Origin of the sequence: Bacillus sp. JJ1609, from assembly GCF_036967045.1 — a bacterium.
Lineage (GTDB): Bacteria > Bacillota > Bacilli > Bacillales > Cytobacillaceae > Mesobacillus.
This window is the reverse complement of record NZ_JBALSS010000026.1, coordinates 24,726-41,299: the sequence shown is the minus strand read 5'-3', so window position 1 is coordinate 41,299 and position 16,574 is coordinate 24,726. Positions and strand designations below refer to the sequence as shown.

17 protein-coding genes and 2 riboswitches are annotated in these 16,574 nt (G+C 40.1%); of the genes, 3 read left to right on the top strand and 14 right to left on the bottom strand.

The genetic code is table 11. The features are described 5' to 3' along the window. The first annotated feature begins 416 nt into the window (after positions 1 to 416). Positions 417 to 2,948, top strand: a complete 2,532-nt coding sequence (locus tag V7654_RS18990) for an NEW3 domain-containing protein (RefSeq protein ID WP_335432357.1) — start codon at positions 417 to 419, stop codon at positions 2,946 to 2,948. 171 nt (positions 2,949 to 3,119) lie between these two features. On the opposite strand, the gene V7654_RS18985 is transcribed toward V7654_RS18990, so the two are convergent. The 6 genes from V7654_RS18985 to V7654_RS18960 form a co-directional block, all read right to left on the bottom strand. Continuing rightward, positions 3,120 to 3,695 (bottom strand): hypothetical protein, encoded by a 576-nt coding sequence (locus tag V7654_RS18985; protein ID WP_335432356.1) that lies wholly within the window; start codon positions 3,693 to 3,695, stop codon positions 3,120 to 3,122. Positions 3,696 to 3,778: 83 nt separating this feature from the next. Next, positions 3,779 to 4,303 carry a hypothetical protein gene (locus tag V7654_RS18980; protein ID WP_335432355.1) on the bottom strand — a complete coding sequence of 175 codons (525 nt, stop codon included), beginning with the start codon at positions 4,301 to 4,303 and terminating at the stop codon, positions 3,779 to 3,781. Positions 4,304 to 4,415: 112 nt separating this feature from the next. After that, the gene (locus V7654_RS18975; protein ID WP_335432354.1) at positions 4,416 to 4,715 is read right to left on the bottom strand and encodes a hypothetical protein; all 300 of its coding nucleotides are present in this window, start codon (positions 4,713 to 4,715) and stop codon (positions 4,416 to 4,418) included. Positions 4,716 to 4,730: 15 nt separating this feature from the next. After that, on the bottom strand, positions 4,731 to 5,126 hold the full coding sequence (locus V7654_RS18970) for a hypothetical protein (protein WP_335432353.1): 396 nt from the start codon (positions 5,124 to 5,126) through the stop codon (positions 4,731 to 4,733). Positions 5,127 to 5,159: 33 nt separating this feature from the next. Further along, positions 5,160 to 6,023: a hypothetical protein gene (locus V7654_RS18965; protein WP_335432352.1), complete on the bottom strand. Its 864-nt coding sequence runs from the start codon at positions 6,021 to 6,023 to the stop codon at positions 5,160 to 5,162. A gap of 38 nt (positions 6,024 to 6,061) precedes the next feature. Next, positions 6,062 to 6,916 carry an HNH endonuclease gene (locus V7654_RS18960; protein ID WP_335432350.1) on the bottom strand — a complete coding sequence of 285 codons (855 nt, stop codon included), beginning with the start codon at positions 6,914 to 6,916 and terminating at the stop codon, positions 6,062 to 6,064. A 67-nt stretch (positions 6,917 to 6,983) separates the two neighbouring features. Beyond that, positions 6,984 to 7,074: riboswitch (cyclic di-GMP riboswitch) on the bottom strand. Positions 7,075 to 7,420: 346 nt separating this feature from the next. On the opposite strand from V7654_RS18960, the gene V7654_RS18955 reads away from it, so the two are divergent. After that, positions 7,421 to 8,041, top strand: a complete 621-nt coding sequence (locus tag V7654_RS18955) for a TetR family transcriptional regulator (RefSeq protein WP_335432349.1) — start codon at positions 7,421 to 7,423, stop codon at positions 8,039 to 8,041. A gap of 22 nt (positions 8,042 to 8,063) precedes the next feature. Beyond that, positions 8,064 to 8,717 carry a hypothetical protein gene (locus tag V7654_RS18950; protein WP_335432347.1) on the top strand — a complete coding sequence of 218 codons (654 nt, stop codon included), beginning with the start codon at positions 8,064 to 8,066 and terminating at the stop codon, positions 8,715 to 8,717. Positions 8,718 to 8,826: 109 nt separating this feature from the next. Here the strand turns inward: V7654_RS18950 and V7654_RS18945 are convergent, their stop codons facing one another. From V7654_RS18945 to V7654_RS18910, 8 genes are all read right to left on the bottom strand, one after another. Beyond that, positions 8,827 to 9,729 carry an HD-GYP domain-containing protein gene (locus V7654_RS18945; protein ID WP_335432346.1) on the bottom strand — a complete coding sequence of 301 codons (903 nt, stop codon included), beginning with the start codon at positions 9,727 to 9,729 and terminating at the stop codon, positions 8,827 to 8,829. Positions 9,730 to 9,841: 112 nt separating this feature from the next. Beyond that, the gene (locus tag V7654_RS18940; RefSeq protein WP_335432344.1) at positions 9,842 to 10,534 is read right to left on the bottom strand and encodes a hypothetical protein; all 693 of its coding nucleotides are present in this window, start codon (positions 10,532 to 10,534) and stop codon (positions 9,842 to 9,844) included. A gap of 73 nt (positions 10,535 to 10,607) precedes the next feature. Continuing rightward, a riboswitch (cyclic di-GMP riboswitch) is annotated at positions 10,608 to 10,697 on the bottom strand. 111 nt (positions 10,698 to 10,808) lie between these two features. Then, complete coding sequence (locus V7654_RS18935; protein ID WP_335432342.1) at positions 10,809 to 11,924, bottom strand: glycoside hydrolase family 172 protein; 1,116 nt, start codon at positions 11,922 to 11,924, stop codon at positions 10,809 to 10,811. Next, complete coding sequence (gene xylB / locus V7654_RS18930) at positions 11,925 to 13,367, bottom strand: xylulokinase (protein ID WP_335432341.1); 1,443 nt, start codon at positions 13,365 to 13,367, stop codon at positions 11,925 to 11,927. Positions 13,368 to 13,474: 107 nt separating this feature from the next. Continuing rightward, complete coding sequence (locus V7654_RS18925) at positions 13,475 to 14,251, bottom strand: energy-coupling factor transporter transmembrane component T family protein (RefSeq protein WP_335432340.1); 777 nt, start codon at positions 14,249 to 14,251, stop codon at positions 13,475 to 13,477. 12 nt (positions 14,252 to 14,263) lie between these two features. After that, positions 14,264 to 14,866, bottom strand: a complete 603-nt coding sequence (locus tag V7654_RS18920; protein WP_335432339.1) for an ECF transporter S component — start codon at positions 14,864 to 14,866, stop codon at positions 14,264 to 14,266. Positions 14,867 to 14,892: 26 nt separating this feature from the next. After that, positions 14,893 to 15,714, bottom strand: coding sequence for an energy-coupling factor ABC transporter ATP-binding protein (locus V7654_RS18915; RefSeq protein ID WP_335432338.1), 822 nt, complete (start codon positions 15,712 to 15,714; stop codon positions 14,893 to 14,895). A 13-nt stretch (positions 15,715 to 15,727) separates the two neighbouring features. Next, positions 15,728 to 16,564: an energy-coupling factor ABC transporter ATP-binding protein gene (locus V7654_RS18910; protein ID WP_335432336.1), complete on the bottom strand. Its 837-nt coding sequence runs from the start codon at positions 16,562 to 16,564 to the stop codon at positions 15,728 to 15,730. Positions 16,565 to 16,574: the final 10 nt, after the last annotated feature.

Genomic DNA, 16,574 nt, shown 5'->3' with positions numbered 1-16,574 from the left:
CGCCTTCCACTACAATCAACAGGTTTTATTAAAACAACATCGTGCTATTACAGAGCCTTTAAGTTAGTAAGATTTACTAATTAACTAAAAATATATAATAGTTTGTAATCGTTTTCAACTATTAAGTTCAGAAAATTAAAAAACTAATTATTATCAGGTATATTGGCTCGTTCTGGTATTTATGCAAGTGAAGATATTAAATTAGTAAGCTAAATATCCATTTAGTTCCATTTTACCATATAAAATAGTATAAAAAGACCATTTTTAATTTTCTGACAACTTAACAATTTACAATATTATCTAACTGTGATTATCTTTAACTAGGGGTTATATCTGTCGTTAGTTAGACAGATTAACTAACCGAATAAATACATAAAGAGGAAGGAGTGCGGGATATTTTTTACCGGAATCCAAAAATGAAAGGGGTTACAAAAATGCGCAAGTATTTGATTGGATTGCTTTCTTTCCTGCTGATCGTGTCGATGGTGCCGTTAAGCGGAACAGCTGTGGAGACGCAGGAACATGACGTTGACCTTTGGAATGCAGTAAAGCCTCTCGAAACGACTGTTACCTTTTTGAATACCGGTGCCCATCCGGATGATGAACGAAGCGACTTTTTAGCCTACCTCTCCAGAGGGCTAGGTGTTACAACCGCCAGTTTGATTGCCAATCGCGGTGAAGGTGGCCAGAATGAAATCGGCAATGAGCTCGGTAACGCTCTTGGAATCATCCGCTCCCGTGAGATGATCGAAGCCGCTAAAATCACCGGTGTAACGGCCTATCATTTAAGTGAAACGACCTCCGATGAAATTTATGATTTTGGATTCTCGAAAAGCCCTGAAGAAACGCTGGCAAAATGGGGCGAAGATGAAACCTACGAACGGTTAATCCATTTTATCCGAACTTACCAGCCGGATATCGTCATGCCTTCATTCAAGAACGACCCATCACAGCACGGCCATCACCGCACCATGGCCATCCTCACAGAACGCGCCTTTAAAGATGCAGCAGATCCGAACGTATTTCCTGAACAGTTAAAAGAAGGACTATCTGTCTGGAAAATGAAGAAGTTTTACCTGCCTGCTGCTGCAAATGATCCAGACAAAATTTCAATCGAAATTGGAATGTACGACCCGATTTATGGCTTGAGCTATCCTCAGCTTGGCGAGGAATCCCGCTATATGCACAAAAGCCAAGGTATGGGAAGTGATATCCCAGTAGCTCCGCGCCAGACACATCTTCAGCTGGTTCACACATCAGTGGACACAAACAGCAACGATGACCTATTTGCAGGAGTACCATATGACCTTACAGAATGGGCACAGACACTGCCGAAGAATGCTAACTCATTAAAAGTCCAATACACGAAACTCCAGGAAAAATTAGATTCGATTATCGCTGCGTATCCTGATCGTGATGCTGTTTTTACACAAACACAAAAAGCATTAAAGGATTTACGCCATCTTCAAAAGAGAACAGAGGACGCAAAGCTTGATATGCAGCTGGAACTGGATTTGCTTCATAAGCTCAGCTTAAAAGAACAGCAATTACAGAAAGCAAGCTTTGTTTCTTCAAGCCTTGATGTAAAAGCTGAAGCAGAATCAACGGTTCTTACAAAGGGTCAAGAGACCACAGTTAAGGTAACTCTTAAAAACAACGGAAGCCAGGTACTGGAGCATACCCAAGTGTCATTATCAGCACCAAAGGGATGGAAAGTCACCTCCACTAAAAAAGAAAACGCCCTCTCACGAGGTGAGACTGCCCAGCTTACTTTTAACGTAAGCGTTCCTGAGGATGCAGATTTCTATCATGCATACAATGAACCTGCATTGCAGGCATCCGTTTCGTACAAAATGGATGGAACGACAACCGTCCATAAACAGGAGCTAGAAGGAACCATTGCGGTACTGCCGGATGCTGCTGTCAAGTTGAATCCTGAAGATATCATCGTGAATACAGCCAATGTGCAAAAAGAAATCCCGGTAAAAGCCAAAGTTAAAAATTATTCCAATGGGAAACCCAAGGCTTCCGTCTCTTTAAAAGTTCCTGCAGGCTGGAATGTCGAGCCGAAAGCAGCATCTGTTGATTTTGCCAGCCAGCTGGAGGAAAAAGAAGTCGCCTTCACCCTTTCACCTCCAACGGGCATCCAAAGTGGTGATTTTAATATCGATGCAGAAGTGTCAGTAAACGGCAAAACATTCAGCTCAACGATCCAGGAAATCAACTACGATCATATCGGTACATTCTATTATCAATATCCAGCACAGGTTCACGGAGTGGCATTCGAACTATTGAAGAACGACAACCTAAAAGTCGGTTATATCGACAGCGGATTTGATATGGTAGCGGATTACCTAACAAATGCAGGCTTGAATATCACAAAGCTGACAGAAGCCGATGTCGCTACAGGTGACCTGAGCCAGTACGACACCATCGTCGTCGGAATTCGCGCCTACCTATCAAGGGTCGATTTACTCCAAAATAATGCACGCCTACTAAAATACGTTGAAGATGGCGGGCACTTAGTCGTTCAGTACCACAAGCCAACCGGCGACAACTGGAACAAAGACACAACAGCACCATACCCATTAAAAATCGGCGACGTCTCCATCAAATGGCGCGTAACCGATGAAAACGCAAAAGTAAACGTCCTGAAGCCAGAGTCCCCTCTCTTCAACTATCCAAACAAAATCACAGACAGCGACTGGGATAACTGGGTACAGGAACGAGGACTATACTACCCAATGCAATGGGGACCAGAATACGAAACATTCGTCAGCATGGCCGATCCGAACGAAGCACCATTCTACGGCGGCATCCTGATGGCCAAGTATGGCAAAGGAACGTATCTTTATACGAACCTGGTATTCTACCGCCAGATTCAGAGTCAGGTGCCTGGCGGGTATAGGATATTTACTAATTTGATTAGTTACGGGTCTCAAGAATAAAAAGAAAGTGGAAGCAGCGAAATTTGGCTGCTTCCACTTTTATTGAAAACATGGGGACGGTTGTTACATTCCATTTAGAACGCGAGAACCGTCCCCATATTTCTTACACTTGCCCATTTTATATACCTTCTAATTTCAATCTTTATTATGTATTAGTTTTAAAGTCTAAGGTTACATAAAATCTCTTTTTATCTGTGATATTTCTTTTCCGGTTACTTCTTTAATATATTCATATAACACTTCCGGGCTCTCATTAATTAACAATTTTTTAAATTTCTTAATTTGCCCGTCAAATCCTTCAAAATAGATGCTTTGATACTCTAAATTATTATAGATCAATAAGTATTCTTCATAATCTTTAGTTGCTAATCTATCATCAAGTTGAAGAAGAATTTCTTTCCAATTATTAATGCGTTTAATTTTCAATGGATTTTTATTTACGTAACCTTCTTGTTTAATTTGGTTAATAAATTGGTCCACTTCCAATTTATAACGAAAGATTTCTCTTCTATTTTTAGTCTCTAAGTTTTTTAGAATTTCTCCCTTGTATTCAATATATCTTGTTTTTCTAAAATGCATTTTCTCTTCTTTAGAGTTCGTTTTATCACTGTTCTTGTTTGGTATAAAAGGTCCCACCACAGCAACCACTTTTGATATGTCTTTCCAATTCTCCTTAACAAATTTACTTACTTTTGGTCCATGGGTGTTTAAAGTCTTAATAATTGGTTGTATAGGGATTTTTGCCATTAGTCATTCCTCCTATTTTATTTACAAATTAACCGTCCCGCGTTTTGGCTCCCTGTGTTTCGTCCTTAACGGTTACATCCTTGTCAATGTTCTGTATACAAAGCAGGGTTTCGCCACCTCATGTAATCAGAATTAGTCCCCCCAAAAAAGCCAATCGCACAAAGAATACCAAGAATAAAAAAATAGGTTGATATGATTGACAAGAATAGAAAGTTAAGACTCACTAATGTTACATAAAAAAATGTAAGAATAAAAATTATTAATGAGACAGTTGAAATAATAGTTCCAAATACTAATGGGCTAATCAATGCTTTTTTTACTAACTCTTTATCTAAAACAGATCTATCATCCACGTCAGCTCTTCCAAACCCCATATTCATTTTGTCTTTTCTCTTATAAACTGCAAATCCATCAAAAGTACAGCATTGATAAGCCTCATTCTCTAATAGATTTGTTTCAATTAATCTCTTTCCTCTATCTTCATTATGAACACCTAAAACAATAAAAACTTTATCACCACCGCCAATATTTCTTAAAACTTTTGCATGGAACCATTCATGTAAAAATGTTGAAGATGTAAGTAAATGAAAAATAGTTAGTTTCTTCATAAGGATTTACATTCCTTCCAAATATATTCGTGGTGTCACAGAACAGCGTGCTACGAACACAGGGACGGTTCTCGCGTTCCTAAAAGGAACGCAAGAACCGTCCCCATGTTCCTTAAATGCTGTTCATCTCCACCATTATCCTTTGAATTGCTTCTTGATCATTATTTTTAATAGCTTCTTCAAGTTGTTCGTTCAAAATTTGCAGCTGGTTGTGTTGTTGTTTGTTTTGCATTTCTTCATTGAACTTGTCTTTGTCTGCTTGTAAGATGGTGTAAATTTGTTGTTCTTTGGCCAGGATCGTTGCTCGTTCTGCTTCTTCTTGTTTTATTGTTGCGTCCAGTTCTTCTGCTGCTTGTTTTAATTTTTCTTTAATGATTTGTTCAGCTTGTTCCCATTCTTCTTTTGAGGACATGATTTTCACTTCCTATTAATCAATATAAGTCTTTATAGGCTGAAGACCCTCCAGTTTTACATCCTGCATTTTGTTATCCAGTCCTTCTAACGGATTCTTGTTATAGACATTCATCATTAAATTGGATGCAAGTGTAACAAGCTGCATATTATTTTCCTGTAGTCCCTTTTCAAGTACCTTATCTGCAGAGCTATATAATCGTTCACGTTCTGCGAAACTATTATTCATGAATTTCTCAAACTTGTCTCTTTCCAGCTCAATCTTAGCTGTGATTGCATTGAGGCAAGAAATCAGACGTTGTCTTTCGGTTTCTTCCACTTCTTTTGTCTTCAAGTAACTTGTCGCCGAATTAATCGTTTCTGTTACAACTGATGCTATATCCAATGCGCTAAAAACATTCTTTACACTCATTATGACTTTTCCCCTTTTAATTTGATGTTTCCACTATAATTGTCGGACTAATTGCTCTAACTGTTTAGTCAGTTCCTGATACTGAATAGTGATGACAGCCTGGTCTTGTAGAAACTGGGTCGTAAGCGTTTTTTCCAGCATCTTTATGATTTCTATCGCTTGCTCTGCATCCTGGACGTCAGATTCATCGGTAAAATTTGAAGCTAATAATTCTTCCGTATGCTTCATTTTTTCTTTAAGAGGACGATACAGGCGCTCAATCACCGAACGTTCTTCGTAGATGCTTTTTTCAACAAAGGCCAAATTTGTTTTCAATACTCTTAGTCTTTCACACTCTAATTCCAGCTTCGCCTTTATTTTTTTCGATTCCTGCAAATAGGCATCTGCCTGTTTCACACGCGTTTTTTGTTGGATTAAATCCATGCCAATAACCCCACCGACAAGGCCTAAGCCCAATGTACCGATAACCGCAGCGGCTGCAGGCATGAAAGGATTGCTATCCTCAGTTTGAGAGGAATAAAAAGCCTTTCGTTGCAAATGATAGTCAGTTATATATTTCTCCACCGTTGCTCCGTATTGACTTTTAATCTCTTCATACAATTTCTTTTTATAGATATAATGATCGTCAATCAACGTTTCAACACAAAGAATTTCAGTGTGAACATCATCAAACAAAACATCATACTTCCTTCGAGCCTCATACAGGATCTCTCCGGCCTCACTATTTTTTTCATAAGATGTTTTATAATCGTTGTTGCCTTTAATCACCATTTCTTTAAAGCCATCAGTCATCAATTCGGTAAACTCTTTTCTTCCATCACTTAAAATCTGCCCTAATTCTTTTCCTGAATCTGCGAAGATTTTACCTACTTCTACTACATTCCTAAAGAAACCCATCGCACTGCCCCTTTTGGCTCTATTTTGCTATTTCTACCTTATCTATACTCACTCCCGCCAGCCCAAAGTTCACGGCCTCCGGTATGTCCCACGCTTGCATGTGTTTCCCGGTCAACTAACTGCAGGACTCCTGGCTCTTCATTGTGATGCCAGGTGTATCCTTCTGGATTATCTCCATTGGACAAAGCTTCAATGTCAGCTTCGTTCAAGCCTAGCTCTTCAGCTAATTCCGGATCTCCTTGAATATCCTCATATAACTCATAGTTAGCATATGTAAAATGTATATAATCGCTTCTCAGATACATGTCTTCCTCTATTTCCACTTCGTATTCACAGTCAAATACAGGGAAGGAATCAGTAACGGTTTCTCCATCGGGAAGTTCAATCGTTTTGGTCTCGAATGGTACTTCTTCATCTGGTATATCGAATCCAGTCTCCTCCGCATCAGCAATATCAACACCGTCGACAATATCGACAACTCCTACAGCCAATGCTCCTATGGCAACCGTTTTAGCGATGGATATGGCACCTTTTTTAACACGGGCATGATCTCCATCGATAAAACCGCCAATGACTTCACCGCCATTATGAACCGTGTGTTTAGCAGTTTGATAGACTCCTTTTGCAGTCCTTCCAACAGCACTTCCGATTTCATTCAAGCCCTGATCACGCTGCGCAGGATTGTCATTGATGATGCCCGCAACCGTCCCAACAGCCCCATCAGCAGCTTGTCCAACTGTAGTTCCAGCGAACTCAGAGGCTTTTCTTACTCCTTTACCGATGTCCTCGATCACATCTGATCCAGTTAACTCCCCAATAACCTGGATTGGTCCTCCGACTACAATCCCAGCGGTTTTTCCTGCATATTTACCAAACGTCTTAAGAAAGCTCATGCTATTTACCCCTCCCGGATAATAAAAAAAACTATGACAAAAAGCCATAGCAAGAGGATCTCTATTCTATGGAAACCTGACGATCATAGCACACCTCAGCATGCCTTAGACTCACGGCTTTGCGCCCTCCCCTTTCAAGAAGTTTACCTTTTTCATAGTATTTGATTTGGAATTATTTACATATTAAGTATATAGGTCTTTGGAACTGGATGTAAAGTAAAAATTCAACCATTTCTTTTTGGGACTAATGAGATGCCATAACCCTAGAACATGGGGACAGTTCTTATGTTCTGTTTGGAAAGCGAGAACCATCTCTTGTTCTAAAGTCATCCTGTTCAAGGGATGAGTTTTTATGTTTAAAATATCCTCATTTAATAAGTATTCTCCATACACAAGAAGCACAAGAAACGTCCCCATGCTTCCACATCTTCCACTGGTGTCAATCGTGGAAATATTTACTATTATAAGAGTCATGAATGACTCTTATAAAGGAGAAGGTATTTAGTGACACCTATTGTTTCGAAAGAACATCGTGATGAGCGAAAAAAAATGATTTTAGATGCTGCGAAGGATGTATTTATTAGCAAAGGATTTCACGCAACGACGATTCAGGATATTATCAATCATTCTGGGATTAGCAGAGGTGGTGTGTATACTTACTTCCAAAATACTGAGGATATTTTCTTGGAATTGTTAAGAACACGGGATTTAGAAGATGTTTGGGACTTGGAAGAAGTGTATGAAAATGGCCGAACAAACTGGGAGGCTTTGCTTTATATCTTAAATAGCATTCAAGATGCAATTGAGAATGGGAGTGATTTATTAGTTCCTGCGATATATGAATATTATTTCACTACAGGCCGGATCACCAATAAGCATCTTCCGTTTTTGGAGAATCGCTTTGAACAGGCCCGCGAAGGCTTCTCATCTATCATGAATAAAGGAGTGCAAGAAAACGAGTTCTCCCCTATTGTCCCAATCAATGATATTGCCGGGACGATTATCACGTTTTGCGATGGATTGTATATAGGCTGTTTTCATTTAGGTCCTGTTAAAACGAACTTAAGATCCCAGTTTGAAGCATTTCATACTTATCTTGCCTTAGTTTTAAAACCCAATCATTAAATCAAAAAAAAGGAGCTGTCTTATGAAATCGACGAAATTAGGCGGGATCTCTGCCATCCTTGTTGGCGTGTTGTATATCGTAACGGTCATTATTGTGTTGCTGTCCCCTCCAGGAGAAAATGCTGTAGTTGACCATGTTACGTATATGAATCAGCTGGTAGCCGTCCATTATATATTAGGATTTTTAGGAGTGTTAGGCATCATGGTGGTCCTTACTCTTTCCAGGACCATTGAAGAGATTACACAGCACAGTGAATGGTATCCGTTCGCTAAAATCATGGCCATCATTGGATTTTCGTTATTAGCCATCAATAATTTCAGACAAACCGGATTGGACCATGAATTAAGCCATCAGGCAGTACACAGGGGCGGAGAAATTCTCGAAACAGTAGTCCTTTCATGGGCAGGTCTGGTGGAACTTAGCCCACAAGGATGGCTGGATTTTGGCTTTGTTGGCCTTTGGATCTTTACCTTTGGTGCCATGACCTTAAGAAGGAAAAAGCAAAGAGCATTATCCATCCTTGGAATGCTAAGTGGAGGATGTTTTATTTTGACTGTGCTTGGAAACGTGACCGGCCTCTCCATCTTCGTACAGATTGGCATGGGATTAGGAGGATTACTGTTTATTCCAGCATGGTTTATTTACAATGGGGTTCTCTTGGTAAAAGGAACATGAACATGGGGACGGTTCTCTTGTCGCAGACAGAAGGTATCCGAAATGGAAAACGTCTTTCTGCTCAGAAATTGAGGCTAACAAAAGAAGCACAAGGTACGTCCCTGTGCTTCTACACATGCCCTTCCTCTTTTAACACTTCTTCAAGGGCGGCTACTACTTCTCGGTCATAATGTGTGTCTACTAATCTTCTTAGTTCATTTAGTGCGTATTCGGCAGTAAACGCCTTGCGATAGGCTCGATCCTCTGTCATCGCATCGAAGCTGTCGCTGACGGCTATGATCCTGGCTTCAAGGGTGATTTCTTCTTCTTTCAATCCATATGGATACCCGGATCCGTTCAGTCTTTCATGATGTTGTTCAATAATGGCAGCGATGCCCTCATAATACAGATCCTTCACCATTTGGGCACCATCTATTGGATGGCGCTTAATTGCTGAAAATTCTTCATCTGTCAGTTTACCCGGCTTGTTTAAAATTTCAACAGGCGTATGTATTTTTCCAATATCATGCAGGATCGAGGATATATACAAATTTTCCAGAGTTTCTTTGGAAAGCTTGAGTTTTTTGGCAATTTTCATTGCATATTGAGACACTCTTTCACTATGTTTATACGTATATGGATCCTTCTGTTCAACCTCATTAACAATATTTTTCAGACGCTGAATACTCTCGCTCAATTGATAAAAAGTAGGCTCCGTTATCACCCATAAGTACCTAACATCTGTTAGAGTTTTAAAATGGATTGGCTTTTCAATATTCATCGCAGAGTAATAATCATGCGCCCCAAGTTTTATTTTCTCTCCGTCCAGTTCACATTCCAGTTCCCCTTCCAGGATGTAGAAAAACTCCATGACATCCGGGTTCTCACTTGGATATACGTAAAAAAGAGTATCCTTAACGATCGTCTGGACCATTACTTCTGATCCTCCGCCTCGCCCTAGTAAACTGATCGAAAAATGTTCAGCTTGGAATTCTTCAATATTCGTTCCTTTTTGGCCAAGATGAAATGGCACATGAACCACCTCTAACGAAAAATTACAAAAAGAGCCTATAGTAGTTCTATAGACTCTTTACCTATAATTGTAATTTATTTAAGTAGTTTATACAATCTTAATTTTCAGTAATTTAAAGACCTACGACTCTGACAGGATCAATCCAGACTTCCTTATCGCCAAAACGGACAAGTTGCCAGCTGCACTCCGCCGTAACCCCATATTCGGCAACCTTTTTAATTGTCTCATTAGACATCTCAAGTGTTTCATCATAAACTTTGCCGATGACCTTATCAAGGTCTTCCACGTATTTCTCGGTTCTGGCTTGATGCATCTCTTCTCTTTTGTTCATCTTTTCTTCCAGTTTGCTGATCTTTTCCCTGATTTTCTTTTCATCCTTGCCTTCCGCCGATAAAAGCAAGGCTGTCAGTTCATCTAATTCCTGGCTGATTTTCAGGAGTTTCGCATTAAGTCTCTCCGTTTCCTCTACCAACTTAATCTCTAATTTTGCTAACTTCTCATTTAGTTTTTCTTTCTTCTTTTCATCATTTTCCACTTTCGCTAATTCAGATAACACGATTTCCTTCTCTTCATTTATTTTTCTGATCTCTTTACCCTCTTCAATCTTCCGAACATCCTCCAAATAGTCCACCCTTATCTCGTCTGCCTCTTCCACACCTTTGGCAATCTTCTTTTCAATTTCCATATTGGTTTTCTCAATCAATTCCAATGCTCTCTGAACATCACGATTTTCTTCTGCTGAGGCTGTAGATGCAATTCCCAGAATCAATGCTACCGAAAACACAATAGACATTAGTTTTTTCATGCCTTCTCCCCATTCCTCTATTAGTTAAAATAACCCAAACAAAAAACCCACTTAAAACAAGAGGGCTCACGTGATCTGCAACTGGCTGGCTTAACGGGAAATCCTGTTTTAGCCCCTATAGCTTTGCGTCCTTACCTTTTCAGATAGGTTGCCCTAGTACTATTTAACTATCTAATGCAAATATATCAGGATTTTTCTGGAAAGTCTACTAAAAAACTTTAAATTCTGTATATTCTAACAATATCCGGAACATGGCGACGGTTCCAGCGCACCCTCATCGATCCCACCTTTTCTTCCAATCTGGCAGTGCAGGAAATGGATTATGAGGTTCTTGTTGATACCAGTAGGCGACGGATGCGATGTCTTCGCTCAAGGGTTTGTATCGTTTATATTTCGGGAAGTTTGGGTACCATCCTAGGGTTTGAACAGTGACTTTTAGGTCTGATTCAAAGCCGATGGCGTCTAGTAGGTGCCACCGATAAAGACTGTACTTCCGGGGCGCATGGTCATTGACAATTTTAGCTAACGGCATTCCTACGTAAGGGTAACTAAAGGCTTGCTCGTTGTTCTGAAAAGTTTGGTTATCTGACGTATCGACATTTGAAAAACCCCATGCCCCTCCGAAATAATCTTCCGTTCCCGTATCAGCCATGGTCGGGTATTCGGTATCTCCGTCCAGGTAAAATTTAACTTCACCTTCCCCCCACCAATTACTCGAAAGAGCATTCCAAGCCAAATATGTACCGACATAACTCCCCTTGCCCTTTATCCCATCGACAATCACATAGTTGGGATCTTCAATACTCGTCACGTTTTTGCGATACTGAGCATGAAAATAGCCTGCATCCTTTGGAACTTCCTTCAATTTGTATTGAATTTTGTAAGCTACAATAAACGAATCTATCGGCCCTTCGTTACTTAAGGTAAATTTGGCTCCTTCTCTAAACGGCATTTGCCAGTAGCAATTACAGCCTTTTCTTGGAGCCACCACGACTGGTATAGAATTAACAAGATGAGGCTGACTATCATGCCCCATTGCGAAAAAAGCTCCTAATGGACATTCTACAGAAGGATGTTCCTCATCATCCCAATAAATCCGCAACACAAGCTCACTATAGTTTTCTAGACTGCTAGTGATAAAAAAGTAATTTATCATCCCCATACCCTTAATGTCAGCCAACACTGCCGTTTCTCCTGATCTCACGTTAATAAAAGGCCGTACCTTATAGCCTTTACCAAGGTCAAGAGCAGCATCGCTATGTTCTAAAAAGGGATCTGAAGGATTAGGTTCCCATAGACAAGCCTTTCCTTTCTCACCTGTCGGATTTTCCGGTGATATTTGCCGTGTCGTTCCACCTAAGTCAAATGGTAAGTTGCCAAGCATACTCATTTAGAAATCCTCCCTTACATTCTGGTTATAAATTTTTCGGAAAAATTCATAACCCTTGTTATAGGCTTCAACAGCTTCTTCCACTGGACTTGCCATAAGCTTTACTTTATCTTTTAATAATCCAGCAACAGAATCTAGTGATTCAATGACTCCCACACTCAACCCAGCAACAATAGCAGCCCCCATTGCTGCTTGCTCCTCCGTATCACAAACATAGATATCACTTTGAAAGATATTTGCCTGCATTTGCAAAAGCACCATACTTTTTGCGCCTCCACCAGAGGAAATAACTCGATCATAGGTCAGTCCCGCTTTCTTAAAATCATCCAAAAGGTCCCTCAAACCATAAATCATTCCCTCCATACCAGCCCTGATGAGATGTGGAGTGGAATGGTCAGAAGTCAATCCATATAAAACACCTTTTGCCTGTGGATGATTTCGTTCACCATTTAAATATGGTAAAAATACTAGACCGTTACTGCCTACATTCACCCCTTCTGCCAGCCGATCAAAATACTCATATGAAAATTCACATCCTAAAATGCCTTTCATCCACTGAAGAACACTGCCGCCATTCAAACTCGTTCCCACAATATTCGTTAGATCTTCTACCGCATGCAAGAAGATACTTAAACCTTCTAATCCCGTACCCTTATGAAAATCTTGTGTTAAACTAATTTGACTTCCTGTGCCGATATTACAGTTTAATGTTCCTTTAGAAAATATAGAGTTTCCCAGAAGCTGCATCGAATGGTCTGAACCACCGTAAGCCACCTTACTTTGTTCAGAAATACCTAATTGACGGGCAACTTCTGGAATGAGCATTCCTGCTACATCAGTTGAACGATGGATTGGGGGAAATAACGAAGAGTCTATACCTAATTCTTCCAAAAGTGCATAATCCCAATTTTGCGTTGAAAAATCATAGGCCCCAGTTCCACAGGCATCCGTATGTTCCGTACCAATTTTACCCGTTAGCTTATAACGAAGATAATCCTTCGGAAGCATCACCTTATCAATTTTCGTATAAACATCCGGTTCATGCTCCTTCACCCATAACAAGGATGGCAATAACGTTCCGAGCCAAAGGTTAAGTACCTTTTCGTTGTTAACGAATCTTAAGGCTTTTTGTAGTTCCAAACCCGATCGTTGATCAGCCCAAATGATAGCGGGTCTAACAGGCTTACCATAAATATCGACCGCCACCAAACCATGCATTTGACCCGACAGCCCAATCGTTATCGGCTCCTCCTTTAAATCTAACGAAGATAGAGATGTACAAACGGCATGCCACCATGTATTCTGATCCTGCTCTGCCCACTGAGGAAATGGTTGATTAATATCATAATCCACTCTATTATGATCTGAAACTTCCAGAAATTCGTTCGTGACCAGTACTTTTAAACTGGAGGTTCCGACATCGATTCCAACTAATTTATTCATCTAACCAGCCCCCCCTTTTGCTTTTTCTAAAGGCCTGCTAACCCAATAACAGCTCTTCGATAAAATAGAGATACTTGTTTCTCACAAGTATCTCTACCTATAAATTGTCACATAAAGATCAAATACAGCCTATAAGCCACTCCAAAGACTGCGAAAAGAGTTGTACTAGCAACAATGAAATGATCAACTCTCTGTTTCGGAGGATCGCGGTAATACGTTTTCTTAGCACTCGAATTAAAACCTTTGCTTTCTAATGCAACCACTTGGTTTTGCACCTTCATAATGGAGTTCGAAATCAGCGGAACCATGATCGGAATGAACGCCTTCATTCGATTAAGCAAGTTCCCCTCAGTATCCAACCCCCTCGATTTCTGGGCATTCATAACCTGATGCATTTCCTTATTCAGAACCGGGATGATTTGGAAAGTGGAAGTTAACACAAAACTGGCTCGATAAGATACACCCGCTTTATTTAGAGCAACCCCCAACTCCGTAATATTTAAGGTCCGAATCGCTATAAACAAAACGGCAATAAGCGGAACGATTCGGCAATACACATTAGCAGCCGTTGTTAAACCTTCTTGATATAACGTAATACCCGTTCCAGAGATGATGTTCCAAACCACAGTCTGGTTGGATGGAGATAAAATTCCCTGTATTAAAAACAAGCTGATACCAAGAAGTATAGCCGCTATTAATAAAACCTTAAATTCCTTGAACATTTTCTCTTTTAAAATAACCAGTAGGGCTAGGACAAATATGACACTTGAAATATAGTAATTAGAAAAAGTAAATACACCGACAATAAAACCCAATGAGGCCCATATTTTCGTCATTGGATACATTCTCTTTAAGAACGTATCCTTTTCATGAATACTTAGCATGAAATCATATCCTTAGTCTTTCTGTTTAACAGGGATTAAATTTTTCATATTCGCTGGCAGTTTCTTTAAAATTAAGAAAGCAATAATAATCGCAATTCCTTTATCAACTAAGTTAACTGGCAATCTAGCAACAAAGGCAGAAGAGAAGATATCATTTCCAGCAGCAAGGAAACCGGCAACCAGTAAATCAACACCAGCGCCACTGACGCCACCATAGAGGAATACCACTAGAGGCGCTGCAATGAATGAATTTGCTAATGTAACTAGGACAGTTGCAAGTACAATGTGAAGCCAGTTCTTGAACTTCCCTTTTTTAGCCATATAACCGACAATGATACCTGAAGCCATATTACACAAACCAAAGGCCATTCCTAACACATCACCATGAATAAGCCCTAACACAACATTTGTCAGCAAGCCTGTAATACCACCGACTAGTGGCCCCGTAATAGATGCGATGACAATGGTTCCGATCGAATCCATGAAAATCGGTAACTTTAGCTGCCCGGCAATCATTCCAGCAATCACGTTGATGGCAATGCCAATAGGAATGAGAATAAGGGCATACGTGGTGCGGGTCTTGCTGTTAAGGGTTGCGGTCTTTTTTTCTTCCATTTGCTTTCTTCCTCCCTTAAAATAGATTAGTTTTGAATTGATCTATTTTTATAGTGGGAAACAAAGTCTCCTACACTTAAAAATATTCGCTTTTCGGGGTCAACATCTAATCCTAATAACGTAATCTGTGGAGGTTCAATCCATGCTTTTTCTAAAATTTCTGTTTCCCCAAATACACTAGCTATGTGGGAATCCAATAAGACTTTACCCTCTGCCATCACGATGACTCTGTCTGTATTCTCCGCGACAAAATCCATATCGTGTGAAATCATGATCACGGTGTTTCCTTGTTCATGTAAGAGCGAAATGATTTTTCTTAGAAGCTGCCTTCCGTCCTCATCTAACCCACCCGTTGGTTCATCTAAAATCATGACCTTAGGGGCATAGGCAAGCACAGAGGCAATGGTTACTAGTTTTTTTCTGGTATAATCCAATATCATGGGATGTTTTTCTAAAATATTTTCAAGATTCAGTAAATTTACTACATACTCAATTTGTTCCTTTGTTTTGGCTTCACTAAATTTGAAGTTCTTCGGACCCACCTTTAGCTCATCCATAACACTAGAGGAGAATATTTGATGATTCGGATTTTGAAACACATATCCAACCTTCTGTGATAAATAACTGACACTTTTATTCGTCGTATCATCACCATCAATGATGACGGAGCCGTGAGTGGGCTTTAATAGTCCATTAAAATGCCTAACTAATGTGGTTTTCCCGCTGCCATTTTGGCCAATGATACTCACCAGGTCATTAGGCAAAATGCTTATATCAACACCCTTTAATGCCTGCACTCCTCCTTTATATTCATGGACAAGATTCTTTGTTTGAATAATGTTTTCCATTCTCCTGCCCCCTTCACCCCTTAAATTTCTGACTCGCTTCTTCTAGATTGATTGGAAGCTGAGCAAAGTGATAGACTTCCTTTAAACCATATGCGGCATCGGTTACTTGCGGCAATCGAATACGATATTGGTTCAATAATTCCTTTTCTTGGAGGATATCCTTTGTGGGACCATACAACTTTAATTCCCCTTCGTTAAAGACCATCAGTTTCGTCGTATATTCCGCCATTTTCTCGATGTTATGGTCTACCATAATAATCGTTCGCCCTCGTTGATGTAATTCTTTAACCAGCTTAAATACTTCCTCCCTTCCTTTCGGATCTAGCTGAGCGGTCGACTCATCTAAAATAATCACTTGCGGTCGTAAGGCAAGAAGGCAGGCAACCGCTAGACGTTGCTGCTGCCCGCCTGAAAGTTGAAAAGGAGAGCGCGCCAGAAATGGTGTTAAATTACAACTAACAGCCACTTCCTGTACTCGTTTCATCATCTCTGAACGTTCAAAGCCCATATTACACATCGCAAAAGCAATCTCATCTTCAACGGTTTCCTGTGTAAACTGACTCTCAGCATCTTGAAAAACGACGCCGACTACTTTGGTAAAATCAGAGACATTAGAGGACTCGATGACTTCTTTGTTAACAGCAACATCCCCTATCCAATCGCCTCCCATAATATGAGGAACAATTCCAATCATCGAAAGACACGCGGTCGATTTCCCTGCTTTATTTGGCCCAATGAGTCCCACAAAGTCTCCTTTTTCTATAGTGGCTGTTATATTTTTAATAGCTGGCTCTTCTGTATTAGGGTAATAATAGGAGAAGTTCCTGAACTCAATGATTGGAGTGCTCAAAATGATCCCT

What these genes read in the sequence shown, in the direction of transcription:
- V7654_RS18965 (WP_335432352.1), bottom strand. Translation starts at nt 6,023, where the DNA reads ATGGGTTTCTTTAGGAATGTAGTAGAAGTAGGTAAAATCTTCGCAGAT.
- V7654_RS18915 (WP_335432338.1), bottom strand. Translation starts at nt 15,714, where the DNA reads ATGGAAAACATTATTCAAACAAAGAATCTTGTCCATGAATATAAAGGA.
- V7654_RS18980 (WP_335432355.1), bottom strand. Translation starts at nt 4,303, where the DNA reads ATGAAGAAACTAACTATTTTTCATTTACTTACATCTTCAACATTTTTA.
- V7654_RS18975 (WP_335432354.1), bottom strand. Translation starts at nt 4,715, where the DNA reads ATGTCCTCAAAAGAAGAATGGGAACAAGCTGAACAAATCATTAAAGAA.
- V7654_RS18940 (WP_335432344.1), bottom strand. Translation starts at nt 10,534, where the DNA reads ATGAAAAAACTAATGTCTATTGTGTTTTCGGTAGCATTGATTCTGGGA.
- xylB (WP_335432341.1), bottom strand. Translation starts at nt 13,367, where the DNA reads ATGAATAAATTAGTTGGAATCGATGTCGGAACCTCCAGTTTAAAAGTA.
- V7654_RS18920 (WP_335432339.1), bottom strand. Translation starts at nt 14,866, where the DNA reads ATGGAAGAAAAAAAGACCGCAACCCTTAACAGCAAGACCCGCACCACG.
- V7654_RS18960 (WP_335432350.1), bottom strand. Translation starts at nt 6,916, where the DNA reads ATGAGCTTTCTTAAGACGTTTGGTAAATATGCAGGAAAAACCGCTGGG.
- V7654_RS18985 (WP_335432356.1), bottom strand. Translation starts at nt 3,695, where the DNA reads ATGGCAAAAATCCCTATACAACCAATTATTAAGACTTTAAACACCCAT.
- V7654_RS18925 (WP_335432340.1), bottom strand. Translation starts at nt 14,251, where the DNA reads ATGCTAAGTATTCATGAAAAGGATACGTTCTTAAAGAGAATGTATCCA.
- V7654_RS18990 (WP_335432357.1), top strand. Translation starts at nt 417, where the DNA reads ATGAAAGGGGTTACAAAAATGCGCAAGTATTTGATTGGATTGCTTTCT.
- V7654_RS18950 (WP_335432347.1), top strand. Translation starts at nt 8,064, where the DNA reads ATGAAATCGACGAAATTAGGCGGGATCTCTGCCATCCTTGTTGGCGTG.
- V7654_RS18935 (WP_335432342.1), bottom strand. Translation starts at nt 11,924, where the DNA reads ATGAGTATGCTTGGCAACTTACCATTTGACTTAGGTGGAACGACACGG.
- V7654_RS18970 (WP_335432353.1), bottom strand. Translation starts at nt 5,126, where the DNA reads ATGAGTGTAAAGAATGTTTTTAGCGCATTGGATATAGCATCAGTTGTA.